Raw genomic sequence first — 17,328 nt, forward strand, 5'->3', positions numbered from 1 at the left:
CGGCGGCGGCCTACGCTGCCGTCCACTATCCAACCGGAGCCGCCGCCATGACCCGTTCCGCCCGTCTTGCCGTCACCTGCCTGTTGCTGAGCTTCACCGCCGCCCCGCTGCTGGCCACCGCCGCGGCCAAGCCGCAGACCGCACAACAGACCCTGATGGCCAAGTGCTCGGCCCAGAACAAGGGCAAGAAAGGCGACGAGTACAAGAGCGCGCAGAAGGCCTGCCTCAGCGGCGGCACCGCCCCGGCGGCGGGCAACGCCTCCCAGCAACGGATGAAGGACTGCAACGCCCAGGCGGCCACCCAGAAGCTGCAGGGCGACGCGCGCAAGACCTTCATGAGCGGCTGCCTGAAGAAGCAGTGAACTCACTAGCCCCTCTCCCATCGGGAGAGGGGTTGGGGTGAGGGTACGGCGCGAAGCATCTGGCGATGTTTGGGTGCACGAGGCTGCGCCCGTACCCTCATCCGCCCCTGCGGGGCACCTTCTCCCGAAGGGAGAAGGAAAAGCTGAGCCCCTCTCCCCCCGGGAGATGGGCTGGGGTGAGGTACGACAGCCTGCGAGGCCGGCAAAAACCGCATTGCCAACCGCCACCGCTCCTATGACTCCCGGCCTTCCACAGCCGAATGGCTGGTCATCCCCACTCCCGAATCCCCACCGCTCACCGGCATCCCCGCGTGATCCACCGGAATCGGTGCATAGTCCTCGCCGAACGCCACCTCGCCCGGCGTCCATCCCGAGCGCCGCCGCACCGCACCCCAGAAGCGCTTGAGTCCTTCCCACTGCAGCGCGACCAGGCCCAGCTCGTTGTCGCGGTCCACCATCGGATCGCCCACCCCGGTCGGCCGCACCGGCTCGCCGTACAGCGCGGTGCCGAACAGCACGTCCCAGAACGCGAACACCTGGCCGAAGTTGCAGTTGTGCAGACCCGGCCGCTCCGGGTCCACGCGCATGTGGTGAAGGCGATGGAACGGCGGATCGACCAGGAGCTTGTTCAGCACCGGGCCGAAGCCGAAACGGGTGTTGGCGTGCGACAGGTTCTGCACCAGTTCGCCGAGCAGCATCAGCCAGGCGAACTCGTCTGCCTCGATGCCGAAGGCGATGCCCACCCCGGCCAGCACGAACGACTGCAGCATGCCGTCCAGGTAGTTGCTGCGGTCGTTGGCCCAGCAGCTGAGCTGGCGCTGGCTGTGGTGCATGCTGTGCATGGCCCACCACCACGGCATCCAGTGCTGCACCCGGTGCATCCAGTAGTAGGTGAAGTCGTAGGCCAGGTAGTACAGCGCGAACAGCGCCAGCGGATGCTGGCCCAGCCACGGCCAGGCATGGCGCAGGCCGGTCTCCGGCGCCGCCGCGGCGTTGGGGTCGGCGCCGCCCAGCGCGTTGACCAGCGGGGTCAGGATCAGGAACGAGAACAGCGGGAACACCCCGATCAACATCAGCCAGGTGTAGTGGAAGTCGATGCGCGCCAGCCGCCGGTGTTCCCAGCGCTCTGCCGGCCACAGGCTCTCCAGCGGCCGGAACAGCACGCCGATGATGGACAGCTGCAGCGCGGCCACCAGCAGCGAGGCGGCGATGTCGTGCGGATCGTCGCTGAGCCCGGTCAGGTGCAGCGCCGCCAGCAGCGGCGCCACGGCGTGGCTGGCGACCAGGTCGACCAGCGTGGACCAGGCGTGGGCAATGGACGAGACCATGGCAATGACAGGCATGCGAAACGGCAAAAGGGCGCGACGGCCGGCGCGACAGCATCCCGCCGCTGGCTTTCGCCAAGCTGTCCGTGCCAGCCGGCGGCCGCGGCCGGCCGCGCTAGTGTGCCGCCGCGGCGCCCGGCCGCCGGCTCGGCAGCAGCGCCGCGACGATGCCCAGCAGCGGCAGGAACGACATCACCTGGTACACGAAGACGATGCCGCGGTGGTCGGCGAGCAGGCCCAGCACCGCCGCGCCCAGCCCGCCCATGCCGAAGGCGAAGCCGAAGAACAGCCCGGAGATGGTGCCGATGCGCCCGGGCATCATTTCCTGCGCGTACACCAGGATCGCCGAGAACGCCGAGGACAGCACGAAGCCGATCAGCACGGTCAGCACGGTGGCCGCATGCAGGCCCACGTGCGGCAGCGCCAGCGCGAACGGCGCCACGCCCAGGATCGACACCCAGATCACCGGCTTGCGGCCGATGCGGTCGCCGACCGGGCCGCCGATCAGCGTGCCCAGCGCCGAGGCCAGCAGGAACGCGAACAGATGCAGCTGCGCGCTCTGCACCGAGATGCCGAAGCGCTGGATCAGGTAGAACGTGTAGTAGCTGCTCAGCCCGGCGATGTAGAAATACTTGGAGAAGATCAGCAGCAGCAGGATGCCGACGATCCGCACCACCATGGCGCGCGGCAGCGCCGGCACTGCGGTGACCGGCCGCGGCGCCGCCCGCGCGGCCTGCAGGTGCAGCGCGTACCAGCGCCCGACGTAGGACAGCAGGGCGATGCCGAGCAGCGCCGCGCCGCCGAACCAGGCCACGCTGTGGCGGCCGTTGGGCACGATCACCGCCGCGGCGATCAGCGGCCCCAGCGCGGTGCCGGTATTGCCGCCGACCTGGAACACCGACTGGGCCAGGCCATGGCGCCCACCCGAGGCCAGCCGCGCGATGCGCGAGGATTCGGGATGGAAGATCGCCGAGCCGATCCCGACCAGGGCCGCCGCCAGCAGCACCATGCCGAAGCTCGGCGCATAGGCCAGCAGCAACAGTCCGCACAGCGTTGAACTCATGCCCAGCGGCAGCGAATACGGCGCCGGCCGGCGGTCGGTGCGCAGCCCGATCAGCGGCTGGAACAGCGAAGCGGTGATCTGGTACGTCAGGGTGATCAGGCCGACCTGGGCGAAGCTGAGCTGGAACTGGCCCTTGAGCACCGGGTACAGCGCCAGGATCAGCGACTGCATCATGTCGTTGATCAGGTGCGAGGAGGTGATCGCGGCCAGGACGCCGGACGCGACCTTGCGCGGGGCGGCGGTGCCGGTGGAGGCAGAAACGACAGGTGCGGCAGGACGCAGCGTGGACATGGCGGGACGGGCATTGCCGGGAGTGCGTGCATGGTAGGCTTCCCTGTCCCGACCTTCCTGCGCGACATGCCCAGCAACCATCGCAAAAAGGGCACCGTGGTGCCGCGCTCCGCCCGCAATGCGGACGACGCGCCGGCCGACGTGGTGTGCAAGGCCGTCGACTACGCACCCGACAGCGCCATCGCCCCGCACCGGCATGCGCGCCATCAGTTGATCTACGCGGCGTCCGGACTGATGGTAGTGCGTTCTGGCCAGGGCCACTGGGTGGTGCCGAGCACGCGCGCGCTATGGATCCCCGCCGGTACCGAGCACAGCGTGCGCTGGATCGGCAGCCTGCACATGCGCAGCCTCTACATCCGCCCCACCGCCATCGCCGGCATGCCCGACACGCCGGCGGTGATGGCGGTGGAACCGCTGCTGGAAGCGCTGATCCGCAGCGCTGCCGAGATCCCCTGGGACCATGCCGCCGACTCCCGCGACGGGCGGCTGATGCGACTGATCCTGGACGAACTGCATGCGCTGCCGGCGCTGCCGCTGTATCTGCCGCAACCGCGCGATCCGCGCCTGCTGCGCATCGCCGCCGCGCTCGACGCCGACCCTGCCGACCCCACCACCCTGCACGCCTGGGCCGACGAGCTGGGCGTGGACGTCAAGACCATCCAGCGCCTGTGCCAGCGCGAACTGCAGATGCGCTTCGGCCAGTGGCGGCAGCAACTGCGCCTGCTGCGCGGACTGGAGCGGCTGGCCGCCGGCGACCGCATCATCGACGTGGCGGTGGAACTGGGCTACGACAGCCCCAGCGCGTTCACCGCCATGTTCAAGCGCCAGTTCGGGCAGCCGCCGAGCCAGTTCTTTCGCTAGCGGCGCCGCGATCGACGTGCCGCCGCCCATTCGCGGTCGTGGTTGCGGCAGCAACGAAGGTGTCGCAGGGCGCACGCGCTATGCGTGCGACGCTGCGTACCGGGGTGCGTACGGCCTGGCAGGCATGGACCGTCTTGCGCCTGCGGTGCGCGCCCGCTAGCCGCGGCCGACCTCGCTGGCACGACGCGCGGCGCTGGCACTGGCGGCGGGCGCCGCGCGACGCGCACTGATGCGCTCGACCGCCTGCATGTGTTGCGTGCCCCACTCGCACAACCCTGCCAAAGCCGCCGCCAGCGATTGCCCGAACGGCGTCAGTGAGTATTCGACCCTGGGCGGGATCTCCTGGAAGTCGAGGCGCGCAACGACCTGGTCGCGCTCCAGTTCCTTCAGCTGCTGGATCAGCACCTTGTCGGTGACCCCGCCGATCGCGCGCCGCAACGCGCCGTAGCGGTGCACGTCCTTGGCCAGGTGGTAGATCACCAACGGCTTCCACTTGCCGCCGACCAAAGCGAGCGCGGCTTCGAGCCCGCAACCGAATGTGCCGTTGTGTGCCATGAGGGTCTGCCACTCCGAAGGTACTTACCAGAAGGTAAATACTATTCAAAGAAATAGCGCAGTTCTACAGTGGCGCCTCCTCATTCTCTGGAGCGCATCATGGGCAGGCTCGACGGCAAGATTGCAGTGGTGACCGGCGGCAACAGCGGCATCGGTCTGGCAAGCGCGATGCGCTTCGCCGCCGAAGGCGCACAGGTGGTCATCGTCGGACGCAGGCAGGAGGAACTGGACAAGGCGCTGCGCCTGATCGGTGCCGACGCCATCGCCATTCAGGGCGACATTTCGAAGCTGGATGATCTGGACCGCGTCTTCGCCCAGGTCGAAGCCAGCAAGGGCCGCATCGATGTGCTGTTCGCCAACGCGGGACTCGGCGATTTCCAGCCGCTGGGATCGATCACCGAGGAGTCCTTCGACCGCACCTTCGGCGTCAACGTCAAAGGCACGCTGTTCACCGTGCAGAAGGCCCTGCCGCTGATGCACGCCGGCGGCTCGGTGATCCTGACCGGCTCCACCACCGGCACCATGGGCACCGCAGCGTTCAGCGTCTACAGCGCCACCAAGGCGGCGCTGCGCAACCTCGCGCGCAGTTGGGCGCTGGATCTGAAGGGCACCGGCATTCGCGTCAATGTGCTCTCGCCCGGGCCGATCGCCACACCCGGATTGGACCTGGTGCTGTCCGGCACCGGCCAGCAGGACGCAATCCTCGAAGGCATGACCGCGCAGGTCCCGCTGGGCCGCATCGGACGCGCCGAGGAAGTCGCGGCGACGGCGCTGTTCCTGGCCTCGAACGAAAGCAGCTTCATGACCGGCAGCGAAGTGTTCGCGGACGGCGGGTTCGCGCAGGTCTGACTGCTGCGGCCGCCCCGGCGCCGCGACTGCGCGGTGCAGGGGCGCTGGTACGCCGCCGACGGCGAACCGCTCAGGCCTGCGCCAGCGCCTGCCGCAGGTCGACGAGCAGGTCGTCGATGTGCTCGATGCCCACCGACAGCCGCACCGTGTCCTCGCTGACCCCGCTGCGCTGCAATTCCTCGGGCGAGAGCTGGCGATGCGTGGTGGACGCCGGATGCGTGGCCAGCGACTTGGCGTCGCCGATGTTGACCAGGCGGGTGAACAACTGCAGCGCGTCGAGGAAGCGCGCGCCGGCGGCGCGGCCGCCGCGCAGGCCGAAGGTGAGCACGCCGGAGCCGTGCCCGCGCAGATACTTCTGCGCGAGCGCGTGTTCGGGATGGTCGGACAGGCCGACGTAGTTGACCCACTCCACCTTGGCTTCGCCCTGCAGGTGCCGCGCCAGCGCCAGCGTGTTCTGGTTGATCCGGTCCATGCGCAGCGGCAGCGTCTCGATGCCCTGCAGGATCTGAAACGCATTGAACGGCGACAGCGCCGCACCGGTGTTGCGCAACGGCACCACCCGCGCGCGGCCGATGTAGGCGGCCTCGCCCAGCGCCTCGGTGTAGACCACGCCGTGGTAGCTCACGTCCGGCTCGTTGAGGCGGCGGAAGCGCTGTGCGTGCGTCGCCCACGGGAAGCGCCCGGAATCGACGATCGCCCCACCCAGGCTGGTGCCGTGGCCGCCCAGGTACTTGGTCAGCGAATGCACCACGATGTCGGCACCGAAGTCGAACGGCCGCAGCAGGTACGGCGTGGGCACGGTGTTGTCGACGATCAGCGGCACGCCGTGGGCGTGGGCAATGGCGACCACCGCTTCCAGGTCGGTGACATTGCCGCGCGGGTTGCCGATCGACTCGACGAAGATGGCCTTGGTGCGTTCGTCGATCAGCCCGGCGAAGGCGCCGGGATCGCGGTAGTCGGCAAAGCGCGTCTCGATGCCCGACAGCGGCAGCGTATGCGCGAACAGGTTGTAGGTGCCGCCGTACAGCGCGCTGGAGGACACGATGTTGTCGCCGGCCTCGGCAATGGTCTGGATAGCGTAGGTCACCGCCGCCTGCCCAGACGCCACCGCCAGCGCGCCGATGCCGCCTTCCAGCGCGGCGATGCGCTGTTCCAGCACGTCGGTGGTGGGGTTCATGATGCGGCTGTAGATGTTGCCCTGCACCTTCAGGTCGAACAGGTCGGCGCCGTGCTGGGTGTCGTCGAAGGCATAGGCCACGGTCTGGTAGATCGGCACTGCTACCGCGCGGGTGGTCGGATCGGGGCGATAGCCGCCGTGCACGGCAATGGTTTCCAGCTTCCAGTTCGGGTCGGACATGGGCAGGTCTCGGCAACGGGAGCGCAGACGATAGCGCCGCGCGCGGCGCCGAATGCAAACCTGCGGTTATGAGGCCATGCCCGGCGATTGTCAGCGTGGACGCTGCGGCGCGAGGCGGCGGCGCGAGGCAGCCGCCATTGGCTGGACCGTCCAACCTGGCGACATGCCGGCACCGATGAACACGCCCGCGCCGCGACCGGCGGCGCGCCGTGGGCGCATGCGTGGCCATGTGCCGCACCCGGATACCGCATCGTCGGCGCTCACCGCTGGTTCGATACTGCGGCGCGCCGCCGGCTCGTCAGCGACGCCCGCGGCATGCGCGGGTGTCGCGCATCCCCGGCTTCCGGGACGGCTCAGGCCTTCTCGAACACCAGCTTGCCGCCCTCGGCCTCGACCTTGATGGTGTCGCCACTGAGGAACTGGCCGGACAGGATCTGCTGCGCCAGCGGGTTCTCCAGTTGCGCCTGGATCGCGCGCTTGAGCGGGCGCGCGCCGTACACCGGATCGAAGCCGACGTTGCCCAGCAGCTCCAGCGCACGGTCGCCCAATTCGATCTTCAGCCCACGCTCGGCCAGGCGCTTCTCCAGGCCATGCAACTGGATGCGCGCGATCGACTTGATCTGCGCCTTGTCCAGCGGATGGAACACCACGATGTCGTCCAGGCGGTTGATGAATTCCGGGCGAAAATGCGCCTGCACCACGCCCATCACCGCCGCCTTCATCTGCGTGTAGGCCTCGGCGCTGCCGTCGCCGCTCAGCTCCTGGATCTGGTGCGAGCCCAGATTGGACGTCATCACGATGACGGTATTGCGGAAGTCCACGGTGCGGCCCTGGCCGTCGGTGAGGCGGCCATCGTCGAGCACCTGCAGCAGGATGTTGAACACGTCGCTGTGCGCCTTCTCGACCTCGTCGAGCAGGATCAGCGAATACGGCCGGCGACGTACCGCCTCGGTGAGGTAACCGCCTTCTTCGTAACCGACGTAGCCCGGAGGCGCGCCGATCAGCCGCGCCACCGAGTGCTTCTCCATGAACTCGCTCATGTCGATGCGGATCATCGCGTCGCTGCTGTCGAACAGGAACTCGGCCAGCGCCTTGCACAGCTCGGTCTTGCCGACGCCGGTGGGGCCCAGGAACAGGAACGAGCCGCTGGGCCGGTTCGGATCGGACAGGCCGGCGCGCGAGCGGCGCACCGCGTCGGACACCACCTTGATCGCCTCCTCCTGGCCGACCACGCGCTGGTGCAGTTCGTCCTCCATGCGCAGCAGCTTGTCGCGCTCGCCCTCGAGCATCTTGTTGACCGGGATGCCGGTCCAGCGCGACACCACCTCGGCGATCTCCTCGGCGGTGACGCGGTCCTGCACCAGCTTGAAGTCGTGCTGCTCGGCTTCGTTGGCCGCGGCCAGCTGCTTCTCCAGGTTCGGCAGCAGGCCGTACTGGATCTCGCTCATCTTGGCGTAGTCCTGGCGCCGCTGCGCCGCTTCCAGCTCGACCCGCGCCTGCTCGATCTGCTCCTTGATCTTGGTCGCGCCCTGCAGCGCTGCCTTCTCCGACTTCCACACCTCGTCGAGATCGGAGAACTCGCGCTCGAGGGTGTCGATATCGCGTTCCAGGTCGGCCAGGCGCTGCCGCGAGGCCTCGTCCTTTTCCTTCTTCAGCATCTCGCGCTGGATCTTGAGCTGGATCAGGCGCCGTTCCAGGCGGTCCAGTTCCTCCGGCTTGGAGTCGATCTCCATGCGGATGCGACTGGCCGCCTCGTCCATCAGGTCGATGGCCTTGTCCGGCAGTTGGCGGTCGGTGATGTAGCGGTTGGACAACGTGGCCGCGGCGACGATCGCCGGGTCGGTGATCTCCACGCCGTGGTGCACCGCGTAGCGCTCCTTGAGCCCGCGCAGGATCGCGATGGTGTCCTCCACCGACGGCTCGCCGACGAACACCTTCTGGAAGCGCCGCTCCAGCGCCGCGTCCTTCTCGATGTACTTGCGGTACTCGTCAAGGGTGGTGGCGCCGATGCAGTGCAGCTCGCCGCGCGCCAGCGCCGGCTTGAGCATGTTGCCCGCGTCCATGGCGCCATCGGCCTTGCCGGCGCCGACCATGGTGTGCAGTTCGTCGATGAACAGGATGATCTGACCTTCGTTCTTGGACAGGTCGTTGAGCACGCCCTTGAGCCGCTCCTCGAACTCGCCGCGGAACTTGGCGCCAGCGATCAGCGCGCCCATGTCCAGCGACAGCACGCGCTTGCCGCGCAGGCCTTCCGGCACCTCGCCGTTGACGATGCGCTGGGCCAGGCCTTCGACGATCGCGGTCTTGCCGACGCCGGGCTCGCCGATCAGCACCGGGTTGTTCTTGGTGCGCCGCTGCAGCACCTGCACGGTGCGGCGGATCTCCTCGTCCCGGCCGATCACCGGGTCGAGCTTGCCGCTCTCGGCGCGCGCGGTGAGATCGATGGTGTACTTCTCCAGCGCCTGACGCTGCTCCTCGGCGTTCTCCGACTGCACGGTCTCGCCGCCGCGCAGCTTGTCGATGGCGGCCTCGAGCTTCTTCTTGTCGGCGCCGGCGGCGCGCAGCGCCAGGCCCAGCGCACCGCTGTCATCGGCGGCGGCCAGCACGAACCACTCGCTGGCGATGAACTGGTCGTTGTGCTGCTGCGCCAGCTTGTCGGTCTGGTTGAGCAGACGGCTAAGGTCGTTGCCCATCGACAGGTTGCCGGGCTGGCCGCTGACCTTGGGCAGCTTGTCCAGCGCCTCGCCGAGGCGCTCGCGCAGCACCGGCACGTTGACGCCGGCCTGCGCCAGCAACGGCCGGGTGCTGCCGCCGGCCTGGTCGAGCAGCGCGACGAACACGTGCACAGGCTCGATGATGGTGTGGTCGCGGCCCACGGCCAGCGACTGCGCGTCGGCCAGGGCCTGCTGGAAGCGCGAGGTGAGCTTGTCCATCCGCATCGGGGGAAGTCCTCTGAATGAAAGGGCCGGCCATGCCGGCATGCCAGCAAAATGCGGCTGCCCGCCCCTGTTTCAAGGCCGGCCGCGCTGCCTGTATACGGCGCGGCCGGTGGTCGCCGCGTGGTGCGCCGCGCGGCGGTCACACGCCGCTACCGGGATGGCGGCTACCCTCGGCGCTTCCGTCGCCACGCGCAGGACCCGCCCCATGCATTACGAGCTCTACTACTGGACCGGCATCCAGGGCCGCGGCGAGTTCGTACGGCTGGCGCTGGAGGATGCCGGCGCCGGTTATCGCGACGTGGCCCGCGAGCAGGGCGACGCGGCGATGCAACCCTTCCTCGACGGCACCCACGCCGGCGCGCGCCCGTTCGCGCCGCCGTTCCTCAAGGCCGGCCGGCTGGTGATCGCGCAGGCCGCCAACATCCTGCACTACCTCGGCCCGCCGCTGGGCCTGGTGCCGGACAGCGAATCGCGGCGGCTGCAGGCGCTGCAATTGCAACTGACCATCGCCGACCTGGTCGCCGAGGTCCACGACAGCCACCACCCCATCGCCAGCGGGCTGTACTACGAGGACCAGAAAGCCGAAGCGCTACGGCGCGCCGAAGACGTGCGCAAGCAGCGGCTGCCGAAGTTCCTGGGCTATTTCGAACAGGTGCTGGACCAAGGCGGCGGCCGCCACGCGCTGCGCGAGCATTCCTACGTGGACCTGTCGCTGTTCCAGTTGATGAGTGGGCTGGACTATGCGTTTCCGCAGGCGATGAAGAAACTGTCGCCGAAGCTGCCGCGGCTGCGCGCGCTGCAGCAGCGCGTGTGCGAGCGCCCCGGCATCGCCGCCTACCTGGCCTCGGCGCGGCGTTTGCCCTTCAACGAGAACGGCATCTTCCGGCATTACCCGGAGCTGGATGGCTGAGCGGGATCACAGTTCACCGCGGCGTCGCGGCTGTAGGAGTGGCTTCAGCCGCGACAGGCATCACCGGTAACGCCAATCGCGGCTGAAGCCGCTCCTACAAAAACAAAGAGCCCGCAGATGCGGCCGCATGATGCGGCACGCGCCTCGCGTGTGGCTCAGGTCCGCGTCAGTTCCACACGCACCGCACGCAATTGCGCCTTCACCGCCGCGGCCTGGGTCGGGCCCATGCGCAGCAGCGCCTTCTGCCCGATCGACAGCGATTCCAGCGCCGGATCGACGAAGCGGTACTTGCCGCGCACCGGATCCATCTCCACTGCGAGCGGCGCGGTCGGCGTCGGGGTCTGCAGCAGGTGGTCGATCACTTGCACCAGGCGGTCGTTGAAGTAGCCCTGCGGATAGCCGAGTTCCACATACGCCTGTTGGAACAGCGGATAGAAGCGCCGGTAGGCCGCCACCGCCGTCGCCGGATCGGCGCGGGTGAACGCCTCCACGTAGGGTGCATAGCGCTGCGCGTTGGCGTCGGCGATGACGCTGGCGCCGCTGGCGTCGGTGCTCACCTGCAGTTCGCCCGGCACCTGCTTGAGCGCCAGCGCACGCGACGTGACGCGGCGCTGGGTCAGGTTGTCGACCATGGTCACCAGGCGCTGGATCAGGTGATCGCGCACCAGCAGCGCCAGCGGCGTATCGCCGCCAGCCAGCGTGCTCAGCGCCGCCCAGGCCGCGTCGTCGCTGGCGGCCAGCGCCGGAATCGCGGCATCGGCGGCTTCCGCGGCATCGATGGGATGCTGGATGGGTGGTGGCGTTGCGGTCGCGGCCGGCGCGTCAGGCGCTGCAGGTGGGGCGGCGGGTGCTGGCGCGATCTTGGCAGGCGCCGGCGTGGCGCTTGGCCACAGCGCCGCGATGTTGTCGCGGAACAACCATGCCGCGGCGGCGGCCACCAGCACGGCGACCAGGATCCACGGCCAGAACGAGTGACGCGGCTGCATGGGATGCACATCTCCATCGGACAATGGGAGTGTGACAGCGTCGGTGCCTACCGGTTCCAGCACGGGACGGCCAGCGTTCAGCCTCGGCGCACGGTCCGCGCGGAGCGCCGACAACGCCCTCGCGTTTCCCTGCGCCTTCTGCGTCGCGGATCGTCGGACCTCACGTCCTCCCGCCTGCAACGCACATGTTGCGAGGCAGTCCGCGAGCAGGCGCGGCGACGAGGCCAGGTACAGCGTGGTGTGGCAGTCCGTGCTGGCAACCAGGCCACTGCGGCCGCCGCTCGTGCGGTGGCCGCACCACCAGCTCACGCGGGCGACACGCGTACCGCAGCGCCGCTCACTCCACCAGCACCGCGCGCGGCTTCTGCAACGACAGCAGGCCGAGTAGCGTGGCCAGCACCAGATAGCCGCCGACGAACTGCCAGGCGATCAGCTTCGGCACGCCGCTCAGCGTCCACGGCAGGTACAGGCCGCCGCGCGGGTCCACCGAGTGGATCAGCCCGAACAGGGTCAGCCCAGCCGCCACCAGCAGGAACACGGCGGCACGGCGCAGGCGGCCGTCGACCATCGCCGCCACCGCGGCGATCCACAGCATCGCAGTGATAATGAAGCCGTTGCCCAGGGTCAGGATCACCGCCAGTTCGGGCAGGCCGTGGCCGTCCAGGGTGGTGGTGAGTTTCGCCAGTTGCTCCGGGGCGATCCAGCCCGGCGCCTTGATCGCCAGCAGGTAGGCCACCGACGGCAGGAACCCCAGCACCATCGCCCCGGCGTGGCGCTTGGGCGTGGCCTGGAAGGCCTGGGTGGTGATGTCGATGGCGACGTAGACGATGATCGGCGCCAGCACCGCCATCGGCAGCCACTGCACCAGGCCGGCGACCAGCCCGAACATGCCGCCCAGGCCGATGAACAGGCCGGTCAGCAGCGTATAGCCGCTGCGCGCGCCCATGTGCTTGTAGGCCGGCTGGCCGATGTACGGCGTGGTCTGGGCGACGCCGCCGCAGACGCCGGCGACCAGGGTCGCGCCGGCCTCGACCAGCAGGATGTCGCGGGTGCGGTAGTCGTCGCCGGCGGCGCGCGCGCTTTCGCTGACATTGATGCCGCCGACCACCATCAGCAGGCCGAACGGCAGCAGCAACGGCAGCAATGGCACCGTGTCGGCCAGGCCGGCGACGAACCCCAGGCTCGGCCACGGCAGCACCAGTTGCGGCGCGATCCACTGCGGTGCCTGATGGCCGGGAATGCCGACGCCGGCCGCATTGGCCCAGTAGTACAGGCCGGTACCCAGGGCCAGTGCCAGCGGCACGCCGGGCAGGCGCCACGGCAGCCGTCCCTTGGCGATCAGCACGTACAGCAGCAGGCCCAGCACCACCAGCCCGACCAGCGGGGTGCGCAGCGCCTCCAGCAGCGGCAGGAACCCCATCAGTACGATCGCGATGCCGGCGATGGAGCCGAGCAGCGCCGCGCGCGGCAGCGCGCGGGTCACCGCATCGCCGAAGAACGACAGCACCGTCTTCAGCACGCCCATCACCACCAGCGACGCCATGCCCAGGTGCCAGGTGGCCAGCGCCGCGGCCTGCGGGTCCAGGCCCTGCTGCTTGTAGCGCACGAACGCCGGGCCCAGCACCAGCAGGGCCATGCCGATACTGGTCGGTGCGTCCAGGCCCAGCGGCATCGCGGTCACGTCGCTGCGCCCGCTGCGCGCGGCCAGCCGCCGCGCCATCCACGTGTACAGCAGATTGCCGACCAGCACGCCGAAGGCGGTGCCGGGAATCATCCGGGTGTAGATGACCTCGGCGGGAAACTGGAACAGGCCGACCAGCGCCAGGGTGATGAAGCCGAGGATCGACAGGTTATCGACCACCAGACCGAAGAAGCCGTTGAGGTCGCCGGCGACGAACCAACGCGGACGCGGCGAGACAGGAGCGGGAGTGGACATGCGGGCAGTGGCGGCGTTGGGGGTCGAGGGATGGTAAGGGGAAGCGGTGCCGACGGATCGGTGCACGTGCAGGATGCCGTTTTCCGGCGACGGCGCGCCGCTACGGCGACAGCGGCAGATGCAGGAACTGGTTGAACGCACTCGGCACGTAGTCGCCGAACGCCGGCCCATTGCGGAAGCCGCGCCGCCGGTACAACGCCAGCGCCGGCTCGAACGCCGCGCCGCTGCCGGTTTCCAGGCTCAGCCGCGGCAGGCCTTCGGCACGAGCGACCGCGATGAGGTGTTCGAGCAGGGCCGCGGCTGCACCCTGGCGCAGGAATGCCGGGTGCGTGCGCATCGACTTCAGTTCGCCACCGCCCTCATCCAGCACGCGCAGCGCACCGACCGCGGCCAGCGCGTCGTCGCGCCACACGCTCCACACCCGCACCTGCGGCTGCCGCAGACCCGACAGATCCAGCGCATACACGCTCCCCGGCGGCGACTGCGCATGCATCTGCTGCACGTGGTACTCCAGCAACCCCCGCACCACCGTATCGTCAAGATCACCGGGCCGAATCACGAACGACCCCACCGTCACCGCAGCACCCCGCTCTTGCGAATCCCCACTCCCCACTCCCGAATCCCGGCGGTCAAAACGACACGTCCACCGCCTGCCGTGCCCACAGCACCGACTGGTGCCCGGTGGCCTGCTTCCACGCCAGCCGGATCGCCTCGATGTCGGCGCGACGCTGCGGAGTGTCCTCGTGCAGGATCACCAACACCTTGGTGTTGAGCCGGTTCGGCTCCTTGGCACCGCGGAACAGCCACTGGCCGTAGGCATCGAACACGGTCAGGCCATCGGGGAAGCGCGGCGTGACCTCCTTGTCCAGGAACGCGCGCCAGCGCGCCTCGCTGATCGGCTCGGCCTGCGGGCGGTCGGCCGGGCCGCTCTCTTCGCCCACGCCGAAGTACAGCTCGCTGCGCACCCAGCCGCTGGCCTGCGCCGGCCGCGCGGTATCGCCCTGCAGCGTCGCGCTGACCTTGCCCGGCGCGGGGGACGCGGACGGCGCGACGCTGGCGCAGGCGCTCAGGGCCAGGAGGACGGCGATCAACGGGGCACGCAGCAGCATCGGCAGGGTCTCGGTCGGAACAGGAAGGGAACAGGTGATCGTAGGCCAAGCGCGGTACGGCGCCGGATAACCGCCGGGCATGAGCTCATGCCCGACGGCACCGAACACGCGGCTCGCACATCGCCTTAACGTCGGGCTAATATATCGCTTCATCCGGATGGATGCAGCAACCTTTGCCGACCCCAGTCGCCGCCATGGCCGGCGCGGCCGGTCTTGATGGTCATCGTTTCAGGAGAGAACCCCCATGTCGTCCCCGTTCGTCAGGCCGCTGAGCCTGGCCATCGCCCTGGCCCTGGCCGCCCCCGCCTTCGCCCAGGACGCCGCCCCGGCCACCACGACCAATCTGGACACGGTGATCGTCACCGGCACCCGCGCCAGCGGCCGCACCGTGCTCGAATCCACCGCGCCGGTGGATGTGCTCAGCGCCGAGGACATCCGCAAGGCCGGCGTGGTCAACGGCGAACTCGGCAGCGCGCTGCAGGCGCTGCTGCCCTCCTTCAACTTCCCGCGCCAGTCCAACTCCGGCGGCGCCGACCACGTGCGCGCCGCGCAGCTGCGCGGGCTCTCGCCCGACCAGGTGCTGGTGCTGGTCAACGGCAAGCGCCGCCACACCTCGGCGCTGGTCAATACCGACAGCAAGATCGGCAAGGGCACCACGCCGGTGGATTTCAACGCCATCCCGATCAGCGCGATCAAGCGCATCGAAGTGCTGCGCGACGGCGCCGGCGCGCAGTACGGCTCCGACGCGGTGGCCGGGGTGATCAACGTGATCCTCGACGACGACCCGGACAGCGGCGCGCTGGAGGCCAGCTACGGCGCCAACCACACCGACGTGAAGCCGATCCACCGCACCCTCACCGACGGCCAGACCGGCTACGCCAGCGGCAAGGTCGGCACGCGCCTGGGCGAGGACGGCGGCTTCTTCAAGGTCGGCCTGGAGCTGAAGAACCACGAGGCCACCAACCGCGCCGGCTTCGACCAGATCCCGCCGTTCGAGGAACAGACCCCGGCCAACCTGGCGCTGGCCGGCAAGCGCAACTATGAACTCGGCGACGGCGCCAGCAAGGATCTCAACGCCTGGCTCAACGGCAAGCTGCCGTTCGGCCAAAGCGGCGAGGTCTATGCCTTCGGCACCTACAACCAGCGCGACACCCAGGGCGCCACCTACTTCCGCTACCCCGACGGCGCCGCCAACTGGACCCAGGTGTATCCGCAGGGCTACCGCCCGGTGTCGCTGGGCGAGAACCGCGACCTGCAGGCGGTGCTCGGCGCGCGCGGGCAATGGGGCGAATGGGCCTACGACGCCAGTCTCGACTACGGCCGCAACGACTTCACCTACCGGCTCAAGCACTCGCTCAACGCCTCGCTGGGCCCGGGCAGCCCGACCCGCTTCAAGACCGGCGACTACGCCTTCGAACAAGGCGTGGCCAACCTCGACCTGAGCCGCAGCTTCGACGCGGCCGGCGCCACCCAGACCGTGGGCACCGGCGTGGAACTGCGCCGCGAGCACTACCGCACCCGCCCGGGCGACCCGGCCAGCTACGCCGCCGGTCCCTACACCGACCGCCCCACCGGCGCCCAGGCCGGCGGCGGCCTGACCCCGCAGGATGCGGCCGACCTGTCGCGCAACGTCGCCAGCGTCTACGCCAGCGTGTCCAGCCAGTTCGGCGACAAGCTCTCCACCGACCTAGCCGCGCGCTACGAGCATTACCAGGACTTCGGCGGCGAACTGACCGGCAAGCTGGCCGCGCGCTACGAGTTCGTCCCGGCGTTCGCCCTGCGCGGCGCGATCTCCAACAACTTCCGCGCGCCGTCGCTGAGCCAGATCGGCTACGAGGCCAGCTCCACCGGCTACAACGCCAACGGGCAGTTGCTGCAGGGCCGCCTGCTCTCGGTCGACAACCCGATCGCGCAGGCGCTGGGCGCCCGTTCGCTGCAACCGGAGAAGTCGCGCAACTACAGCCTGGGCTTCACCAGCCGCGTCGGCAGCCATTTCGACCTGTCGCTGGACCTGTTCCAGATCGACATCGACAAGCGCATCGCGCTGTCGGAAAGCATCGACGGCGACGCCCTGACCGACTTCGTCGCGCAGCGCTTCGGCATCGCCGGCCTGCAGAGCGCCAGCTTCTTCGTCAACGCCGCCGACACCCGCACCCGCGGCGCCGAACTAGTCAGCAACTGGCGGCAGGCGCTGGGCCAGGGCCAACTGCAGTTGACCGGCACCTGGAGCTACGCCAAGACCGAGCTGGAGAACGTGGTGGCCACGCCGGCGCAGTTGCTGGCGCTGAATCCGGACTACGTGCTGTTCGGCGTGGAAGAGCGCAACACCCTGACCGAGGCGACCCCGCGCACCCGCTCGCAGCTGGCGGCGAACTGGAGCGACGCGCGCTGGTCGCTGCAGACCCGCGTCACCCGCTACGGCAGCGCCACCCGCGTGTCCGACTTCGGCGGCGGCTTCGCCCCGGAGCAGACCTACCGCGCCAAGTGGCAACTCGACGCCGAGGTCGAATACCACCTCACCCCGCAGTGGAGCGTGGCGGTGGGCGGACAGAACCTCACCGACGCCTATGCCGACCGCTCCAAGCCGGACATCGCCTACTTCGGCAACCTGCCATACGACGTGCTGTCGCCGATCGGCAGCAATGGCGCTTACTACTATGGGCGGGTGCGGTACACCTTCTGACTGAGGTGCCGGGATTGGGGAGTCGGGATTGGGGATTCGTAAAAGCGGTGCGTCGGCACTCGTGGAGCGCTACCCAATCCCGAATCTCCACTCCCCAATCCC

14 protein-coding genes are annotated in these 17,328 nt (G+C 69.2%); 5 read left to right on the forward strand and 9 right to left on the reverse strand.

What is annotated here, in order from left to right; translation table 11 throughout:
• Nucleotides 1–47 precede the first annotated feature (47 nt).
• Nucleotides 48–362 (forward strand): PsiF family protein, encoded by a 315-nt coding sequence (locus GGR71_RS03105; protein ID WP_160957333.1) that lies wholly within the window; start codon nucleotides 48–50, stop codon nucleotides 360–362.
• A 233-nt stretch (nucleotides 363–595) separates the two neighbouring features.
• Here the strand turns inward: GGR71_RS03105 and GGR71_RS03110 are convergent, their stop codons facing one another.
• Both GGR71_RS03110 and GGR71_RS03115 read right to left on the reverse strand, forming a co-directional pair.
• Nucleotides 596–1,705 (reverse strand): sterol desaturase family protein, encoded by a 1,110-nt coding sequence (locus GGR71_RS03110; protein ID WP_160957332.1) that lies wholly within the window; start codon nucleotides 1,703–1,705, stop codon nucleotides 596–598.
• 97 nt (nucleotides 1,706–1,802) lie between these two features.
• Nucleotides 1,803–3,041 (reverse strand): MFS transporter, encoded by a 1,239-nt coding sequence (locus GGR71_RS03115; protein WP_184451623.1) that lies wholly within the window; start codon nucleotides 3,039–3,041, stop codon nucleotides 1,803–1,805.
• A gap of 30 nt (nucleotides 3,042–3,071) precedes the next feature.
• Between GGR71_RS03115 and GGR71_RS03120 the strand changes: the two genes are divergently transcribed.
• Nucleotides 3,072–3,902: an AraC family transcriptional regulator gene (locus GGR71_RS03120; RefSeq protein WP_237474221.1), complete on the forward strand. Its 831-nt coding sequence runs from the start codon at nucleotides 3,072–3,074 to the stop codon at nucleotides 3,900–3,902.
• Between the two features lie 156 nt (nucleotides 3,903–4,058).
• Here the strand turns inward: GGR71_RS03120 and GGR71_RS03125 are convergent, their stop codons facing one another.
• A complete protein-coding gene (locus GGR71_RS03125) occupies nucleotides 4,059–4,457 on the reverse strand; it encodes a winged helix-turn-helix transcriptional regulator (protein WP_160957330.1) in 399 nt (132 codons plus the stop codon).
• A gap of 99 nt (nucleotides 4,458–4,556) precedes the next feature.
• Here GGR71_RS03125 and GGR71_RS03130 point away from each other — a divergent pair, with 99 nt between their 5' ends.
• On the forward strand, nucleotides 4,557–5,306 hold the full coding sequence (locus tag GGR71_RS03130; protein WP_160957329.1) for an SDR family NAD(P)-dependent oxidoreductase: 750 nt from the start codon (nucleotides 4,557–4,559) through the stop codon (nucleotides 5,304–5,306).
• A gap of 70 nt (nucleotides 5,307–5,376) precedes the next feature.
• Here GGR71_RS03130 and GGR71_RS03135 read toward each other — a convergent pair whose 3' ends face one another.
• Nucleotides 5,377–6,663 carry an O-acetylhomoserine aminocarboxypropyltransferase/cysteine synthase family protein gene (locus GGR71_RS03135; protein ID WP_160957328.1) on the reverse strand — a complete coding sequence of 429 codons (1,287 nt, stop codon included), beginning with the start codon at nucleotides 6,661–6,663 and terminating at the stop codon, nucleotides 5,377–5,379.
• A 353-nt stretch (nucleotides 6,664–7,016) separates the two neighbouring features.
• Nucleotides 7,017–9,602 (reverse strand): ATP-dependent chaperone ClpB, encoded by a 2,586-nt coding sequence (clpB, locus tag GGR71_RS03140; RefSeq protein WP_160957327.1) that lies wholly within the window; start codon nucleotides 9,600–9,602, stop codon nucleotides 7,017–7,019.
• A gap of 205 nt (nucleotides 9,603–9,807) precedes the next feature.
• On the opposite strand from clpB, the gene GGR71_RS03145 reads away from it, so the two are divergent.
• Entirely contained in the window at nucleotides 9,808–10,512 is a 705-nt protein-coding gene (locus tag GGR71_RS03145; protein ID WP_160957326.1) for a glutathione S-transferase, read from the forward strand.
• A gap of 155 nt (nucleotides 10,513–10,667) precedes the next feature.
• Here GGR71_RS03145 and GGR71_RS03150 read toward each other — a convergent pair whose 3' ends face one another.
• The 4 genes from GGR71_RS03150 to GGR71_RS03165 all read right to left on the reverse strand — a co-directional run bounded on the left by GGR71_RS03150 (nucleotide 10,668) and on the right by GGR71_RS03165 (nucleotide 14,543).
• Complete coding sequence (locus GGR71_RS03150; RefSeq protein WP_160957325.1) at nucleotides 10,668–11,498, reverse strand: DUF3014 domain-containing protein; 831 nt, start codon at nucleotides 11,496–11,498, stop codon at nucleotides 10,668–10,670.
• A 337-nt stretch (nucleotides 11,499–11,835) separates the two neighbouring features.
• The gene (locus GGR71_RS03155; protein WP_160957324.1) at nucleotides 11,836–13,434 is read right to left on the reverse strand and encodes a hypothetical protein; all 1,599 of its coding nucleotides are present in this window, start codon (nucleotides 13,432–13,434) and stop codon (nucleotides 11,836–11,838) included.
• A 100-nt stretch (nucleotides 13,435–13,534) separates the two neighbouring features.
• Nucleotides 13,535–13,960, reverse strand: coding sequence for a GNAT family N-acetyltransferase (locus GGR71_RS03160; RefSeq protein WP_160957323.1), 426 nt, complete (start codon nucleotides 13,958–13,960; stop codon nucleotides 13,535–13,537).
• A 103-nt stretch (nucleotides 13,961–14,063) separates the two neighbouring features.
• Nucleotides 14,064–14,543 carry a DUF3574 domain-containing protein gene (locus GGR71_RS03165; RefSeq protein ID WP_160957322.1) on the reverse strand — a complete coding sequence of 160 codons (480 nt, stop codon included), beginning with the start codon at nucleotides 14,541–14,543 and terminating at the stop codon, nucleotides 14,064–14,066.
• Nucleotides 14,544–14,787: 244 nt separating this feature from the next.
• Here GGR71_RS03165 and GGR71_RS03170 point away from each other — a divergent pair, with 244 nt between their 5' ends.
• Nucleotides 14,788–17,226, forward strand: coding sequence for a TonB-dependent receptor plug domain-containing protein (locus tag GGR71_RS03170; RefSeq protein ID WP_160957321.1), 2,439 nt, complete (start codon nucleotides 14,788–14,790; stop codon nucleotides 17,224–17,226).
• Nucleotides 17,227–17,328: the final 102 nt, after the last annotated feature.

Source organism: Xanthomonas sp. F1 (assembly GCF_014199855.1).

What these genes read in the sequence shown, in the direction of transcription:
- GGR71_RS03155 (WP_160957324.1), bottom strand. Translation starts at nt 13,434, where the DNA reads ATGTCCACTCCCGCTCCTGTCTCGCCGCGTCCGCGTTGGTTCGTCGCC.
- GGR71_RS03170 (WP_160957321.1), top strand. Translation starts at nt 14,788, where the DNA reads ATGTCGTCCCCGTTCGTCAGGCCGCTGAGCCTGGCCATCGCCCTGGCC.
- GGR71_RS03165 (WP_160957322.1), bottom strand. Translation starts at nt 14,543, where the DNA reads ATGCTGCTGCGTGCCCCGTTGATCGCCGTCCTCCTGGCCCTGAGCGCC.
- GGR71_RS03120 (WP_237474221.1), top strand. Translation starts at nt 3,072, where the DNA reads ATGGTAGGCTTCCCTGTCCCGACCTTCCTGCGCGACATGCCCAGCAAC.
- GGR71_RS03110 (WP_160957332.1), bottom strand. Translation starts at nt 1,705, where the DNA reads ATGCCTGTCATTGCCATGGTCTCGTCCATTGCCCACGCCTGGTCCACG.
- GGR71_RS03135 (WP_160957328.1), bottom strand. Translation starts at nt 6,663, where the DNA reads ATGTCCGACCCGAACTGGAAGCTGGAAACCATTGCCGTGCACGGCGGC.
- GGR71_RS03150 (WP_160957325.1), bottom strand. Translation starts at nt 11,498, where the DNA reads ATGCAGCCGCGTCACTCGTTCTGGCCGTGGATCCTGGTCGCCGTGCTG.
- GGR71_RS03145 (WP_160957326.1), top strand. Translation starts at nt 9,808, where the DNA reads ATGCATTACGAGCTCTACTACTGGACCGGCATCCAGGGCCGCGGCGAG.
- GGR71_RS03125 (WP_160957330.1), bottom strand. Translation starts at nt 4,457, where the DNA reads ATGGCACACAACGGCACATTCGGTTGCGGGCTCGAAGCCGCGCTCGCT.
- GGR71_RS03130 (WP_160957329.1), top strand. Translation starts at nt 4,557, where the DNA reads ATGGGCAGGCTCGACGGCAAGATTGCAGTGGTGACCGGCGGCAACAGC.
- GGR71_RS03115 (WP_184451623.1), bottom strand. Translation starts at nt 3,041, where the DNA reads ATGTCCACGCTGCGTCCTGCCGCACCTGTCGTTTCTGCCTCCACCGGC.
- GGR71_RS03105 (WP_160957333.1), top strand. Translation starts at nt 48, where the DNA reads ATGACCCGTTCCGCCCGTCTTGCCGTCACCTGCCTGTTGCTGAGCTTC.
- clpB (WP_160957327.1), bottom strand. Translation starts at nt 9,602, where the DNA reads ATGCGGATGGACAAGCTCACCTCGCGCTTCCAGCAGGCCCTGGCCGAC.